This window comes from Gordonibacter pamelaeae 7-10-1-b (genome assembly GCF_000210055.1).
GTDB classification, from domain to species: Bacteria; Actinomycetota; Coriobacteriia; order Coriobacteriales; family Eggerthellaceae; genus Gordonibacter; species Gordonibacter pamelaeae.
In genome coordinates this window covers 578,876-583,616 of the sequence record NC_021021.1, presented here as the reverse complement: position 1 = coordinate 583,616, position 4,741 = coordinate 578,876, and the positions used below count along the sequence as shown (strand labels likewise).

At 68.6% G+C, this 4,741-nt stretch carries 6 protein-coding genes; all 6 read left to right on the top strand.

Annotated elements, in window-relative coordinates; genetic code table 11:
- Nucleotides 1–356 (top strand): ATP-binding cassette domain-containing protein (locus GPA_RS02750; protein WP_156791118.1); only part of this gene is annotated, 356 nt, incomplete at its 5' end.
- A gap of 15 nt (nt 357–371) precedes the next feature.
- Nucleotides 372–2,813: an ABC transporter permease gene (locus tag GPA_RS02745; RefSeq protein WP_015538868.1), complete on the top strand. Its 2,442-nt coding sequence runs from the start codon at nt 372–374 to the stop codon at nt 2,811–2,813.
- A 131-nt stretch (nt 2,814–2,944) separates the two neighbouring features.
- Complete coding sequence (locus GPA_RS02740) at nt 2,945–3,451, top strand: GNAT family N-acetyltransferase (RefSeq protein WP_041238870.1); 507 nt, start codon at nt 2,945–2,947, stop codon at nt 3,449–3,451.
- A gap of 456 nt (nt 3,452–3,907) precedes the next feature.
- Nucleotides 3,908–4,153, top strand: coding sequence for a 30S ribosomal protein S16 (rpsP, locus tag GPA_RS02735; protein WP_015538866.1), 246 nt, complete (start codon nt 3,908–3,910; stop codon nt 4,151–4,153).
- A 5-nt stretch (nt 4,154–4,158) separates the two neighbouring features.
- Complete coding sequence (locus GPA_RS02730) at nt 4,159–4,413, top strand: KH domain-containing protein (RefSeq protein WP_015538865.1); 255 nt, start codon at nt 4,159–4,161, stop codon at nt 4,411–4,413.
- Nucleotides 4,414–4,741 (top strand): hypothetical protein (locus tag GPA_RS18750; RefSeq protein ID WP_041238869.1); only part of this gene is annotated, 328 nt, incomplete at its 3' end.

Sequence of the window (4,741 nt, the reverse complement as noted above, 5' to 3'; positions counted from 1 at the left end):
CGCACCACCTGCCCAGCCAGGCGTCCGGCGGCCAGCAGCAGCGCTGCGCCGTGGCGCGCAGCGTGGTGAACGACCCCGACATCGTGTTCGCCGACGAGCCCACGGGCGCCCTCAACCGCGCGAACACGCTCGAGGTGCTCGCGCTCCTCGGCGAGCTGAACGCAAGCGGCCAGTCCATCTGCATGGTCACGCACGACGTGTTCTGCGCCCTGCGCGCGAGCCGCGTGCTGTACCTGGAGGACGGCTCGATCAAGGGCGAGCTCGAGCTGCCCGCCTTCCGCGCCGACGGAGACGCCGCCTACCTCAAGGCCCGCGACGCCCAGGTGAACGCCTGGCTGTCGTCGCTGGCCTGGTAGGGGGGGGTGGACGCTATGGCGCTCATGCGCACGCTGATCGCGGCCGGCCTCAAGCGCGGCCGTCGGTCGTTCTTCGGCATCTTCCTGCTCATGGCCCTCACGGGCGCCGTGCTCACGTTCACGGCGAGCATGTACGTGGACCTGAACGCCCGCGAGGAGGCGGCCCTTGCCGAGATAGAGGCGGGCGACGTGTACGCCGTCGACGCGGCGGCGAACCTCAACCGCGAGGTGGCCGCCGAGATCGAGGCGCTGCCCGAGGTTTCCGAGGCGCGCCTGAACGACGCTCTGGGCGTTCCCGTAAAGTACTACCGGGGGGACGGCACGGCCGTCGACAAGAACCCCACGTCGGGAACAGCGCTTGTGGCCTGGGGCGATGCGCTTGATTTCCGCCTGTTCTCCGAAGACGGCATGAGCCTCGTCGACGAGATGCCCGAGCCCGGGCCCGACGAGGTGTACGTGCCCATGTCGATGCAGGCGTCTCCCGGTGTCCGCGAAGGCGACGAGCTCGAGGTGATCGTGGGGGACTCGACGCGGCGCCTCGCCATCGCGGGTTTCTACGAGGATCCCCAAATGGGCACCCCGTTCATGGAGATCAAGCGCTACGTGGTGGCGGCGCGAACCTTCGACGAGGTGGCCGCCGAGGTGGACGCCGCGGCGGCTTTCGACGGCGAGACGCAGAAGCTGTTCACGTCCCAGGCGAAGCTCGCCGCGTACCGCATGGCCGAGATCAACGTGCGCTTGACGGACGAGGCGCGCGCGGCCGGCACGACCTCGTCCGACCTTGCCCGGATCATCGCGGAGGAGATCGCCTGGGCGAACACCGCTTCGGGGATGTTCGCCTCCGACACGCTCGTCGGCTATGCGATGATGGTGGTGGTCATCGGGGGCGCCGTCATGGGCGTGTTCGCGCTGCTTCTGTTCGCGATAGCGCTCATCATCTGCACGCACACGGTGTCGACCTCCATCGAGGAGGGCTACGCCGACTACGGCACGCTCAAGGCCCTCGGCCTGCCGAACCGCGCGCTGCGCGGCATGCTGGTCGTCGAGTACGCGGGCGTGAGCCTGGCGGGACTCGCCGTGGGACTCGCGCTGGGATCCGCCCTCGTGCCCCTCGCGCTCCCGTTCTTCGCCCAGCTCACCGGCGTGTTGGCGAGCAACGTCACCCCGCCTGCGCTGGCGATCGGCCTTCTGGCCGTGCTGCTCGCGCTCGTGGCGGCGGTCGTCGCGCTCAAGACGGGCAAGCTCGCGCGCATCTCGTCGCTCGTGGCGTTTCGCGGCGGCGCTGCCGACGTGCGCTTCCGCAGCCGCGGCGAGCGTCCCTTGGGCGGCAGCCATCTGAGCTTGCAGCTGGCGGTGCGCGCCATCATGTCGGCGAAGCGGCGCTATGTGGGGCTCGCAGGGTGCGCGTGCGTCCTGTGCGCGTTCATCGTGCTCGTGTTCGGCATCGGCGGCACGCTGCGCGGCGAGAACGCGGCACAGGACGCGTTCGGCATGTGGGAGAGCAACCTGTCGATCACCCTCGCGTCGCCCGACGTGGACATAGCCGAAGTCGAGCGCGTCATCGAGGAGTCGAGCCCCATCGAGAAGTCGTGGCAGGAGGCGTTCGCCATGGTGAGCTTCGGCGGGGAGAGCCACTCGTTCGCAGGCCTGAGCGACCTAACCCTCGTGCAGGGCGTGACGGAGGGCCGTCTGCCCGAGCACGACAACGAGGCGCTCGTCGGCACCAACCTGGCGAAGACGATGGGCTTGCGGGTGGGCGACGAGCTGACGGTGGACGGCGCGGACGGGAAGGAGCGCCGGTTCGTGGTGAGCGGGCTGCTCTCCGCCATGTTCAATGCGGGCTACGGCACCATTCTCACCTACGACGGAGTGCGCGACCTGGCCGGAACCGCCGAGGAAGCCGCCGAGCCGTCGCGCCAGTACCAGCTGGCCGATCCCGGTGCCGCCGATGAGGCGCGCGCCGCCGTCGAGTCGCGGTTCGGCGACGCGGTGGACACGCGCTCGACCGGCATGTTCGCCGACACCACCAGCATGATCGATCTCATCCAGCAGCTGTTCACCGTCATGGGCTATGCGATGGCGGGCGTCGCGGCGGTGCTCGCGTTTTTAGCCGTGTCGCTCATCATCGGGCGCATGTTCACGGCCGAGCGCCATGACCTGGGCGTGTACCTCGCGCTCGGCTTCACCTCGCGGGCCCTGCGCCTGCAGCTCGCGCTGCGCTTCTTCCTCGTGGCGCTCGTCGGCTGCGCGCTGGGCGCGACGGCGGCGGCGCTCGGCGGCAGCTGGCTCATGGGGCAGCTGTTCGGCCTGTTCGGCGTGTCACGGTTCGCCATCGACGCGAATCCGCTCATGGTGGGCGGCCTGACGCTCGGCCTCGCGCTCGTGTTCCTGGTGGCCGCCTACGCGAGCGCCCGAAAAGTGAGGCGCGTGGACGTGCGCGAGCTGGTGGCCGAGTAGGGTTCCTCCGCCAACCTCCCCGGGTCCTCCTCCCTCCCGCATCCGACGGTTGCCGCCGCGCCGCATGGACGGCGCGGCGCCCTCTGCTATACTGGCGCCGCATGGTGAAGCCCGCGAGAAAGGATGCGCCCATGGCCCTGGAGATTCGGCCGTACCGCGAGGAGGACCTCGCGGGAATGCTAAAGGTGTGGAACGAGGTCGTGGAGGGTGGCGAGGCCTTCCCCCAGATCGAGCCGCTCACGTTGGAGAAGGCGGCGGAGTTCTTCGCGGCCCAGACGCTTTCCGTGGTGGCCGACCTCGATGGAAAGGTCATGGGCCTGTACGTGCTCCATCCGAACAACGTGGGACGCTGCGCGCACGTGGGCAATGCGAGCTACGCCGTGGCGTCGAGCGTGCGCGGACTCGGTCTGGGCCGTGCCCTCGTGGAGGACTCGCTGGCGCAGGCGGCGCGCAAGGGCTTCCGGGGCCTGCAGTTCAATGCCGTGGTGGCCGGCAACGCCGGGGCCATCCACCTGTACGAGGACCTGGGCTTCGTGCGCGTGGGCACCGTGCCCGGCGGCTTCGTGAACTTCATGGGCGGCTACGAGGACATCCATATCTACTACCGCGACTGCGTCGACACGCGCCGTCCCTGCTGAGGCTAGGAGGGCCCCGGTCGGGGCTTGCGGCGGGAGGGCGCGGCGCCGGCTTCCCCGAATGACTTTTCAGAGTGCGGCTCCTAGGTGGACGAGATCGGAGCCAACTTTTTTTCGTCCATGATGTTATTGATCATATTAACTCGTACTTCCCGCACCTTCGAGAGCACCTGCGAGAAGGCCGCGGCGCGGGTGCAGCCTTCTCGCAGGTTCGTCAGACTCTCCCACGCGCCGAGCGGGGGGCGAAACGTGGGCTTTTCGAGGACGTGGGGGGTCGGGGATGCCGGCTTTGCGAGGGTTCGCGTACAATAGCGGGCACTACGAGACGACAATCGCTTGTCAAACGGGGGATTACGCCGTATCATAAGCAATTGCTGTTTTGCGGGAATCGTGCGTGCGCCCAGAAGGCCCCGCCCAACCCGCCCGACCTGACGTAAGAAGCAAAAGGAGTTCACCTTCATGGCAGTCAAAATTCGCCTGGCCCGCCACGGCGCAAAGAAGCGCCCGTACTACCGCATCGTCGTTGCCGACGCGCGCTGCCCGCGCGACGGTAAGTTCATCGAGGAGGTCGGCCGCTACAACCCCTGCGCCAACCCCGCGATGGTGAAGTTCGACCTGGAGAAGGTCGACCAGTGGATCAAGAACGGCGCCCAGCCCACCGACACGGTGGCGCGCCTGCTCAAGAACGCCCGCGAGAACGCGTAAGCGCCATGGCCGAGCAGACGGAAGACATCGTCGGCCTCGTCGAGTCCGTCGTGCGCCCGCTCATCGAGTTTCCCGATGAGCTGCAGATCGAGGCGAGCGATGCCGAGGACGGCTCCATCCTCGTGGAGCTCCACGTGAACGAGGAGGATGCCGGCAAGGTCATCGGCCGCCAAGGGCGGGTCATCAAGGCCATCCGCACGCTCGCCCGTGCCGCCGCGTCGCGCACGAACACCCATGTCGAAGTGGAGCTCATCGACTAGATGCGCGCTTGGACGGACGTCGCCGTACTGGCGAGAACGAAGAACCTGCAGGGAGGGTTCGTCGCGCAGAGCGCGGCGGGCCTTCCCTTTTTGCTGTCCGAGGGCTTAGAGGCTGCCTTCGTGCCGCCCGTGCTGGACGCCCCGCGCCGTGCGCGGGTGACGGCCGTCGCGCCGGTCGACGACCGTACGGCCATCGTGACGTTCGACGCCGTGGAGGGCATCGACATGGCCGAGGCCCTCGTGGGCTGCCACTGCCTCGTGCGACGCGCCGACCTGCCCGAGGGTGTGCTCGAGGCGCATGCCGGCGCCTGGGACGGCTGGGAGGTGC

Bases quoted from the DNA above. Each gene is read 5' to 3' on its own strand.
- rpsP (WP_015538866.1), top strand. From the start codon at position 3,908: ATGGCAGTCAAAATTCGCCTGGCCCGCCACGGCGCAAAGAAGCGCCCG.
- GPA_RS02740 (WP_041238870.1), top strand. From the start codon at position 2,945: ATGGCCCTGGAGATTCGGCCGTACCGCGAGGAGGACCTCGCGGGAATG.
- GPA_RS02730 (WP_015538865.1), top strand. From the start codon at position 4,159: ATGGCCGAGCAGACGGAAGACATCGTCGGCCTCGTCGAGTCCGTCGTG.
- GPA_RS02745 (WP_015538868.1), top strand. From the start codon at position 372: ATGGCGCTCATGCGCACGCTGATCGCGGCCGGCCTCAAGCGCGGCCGT.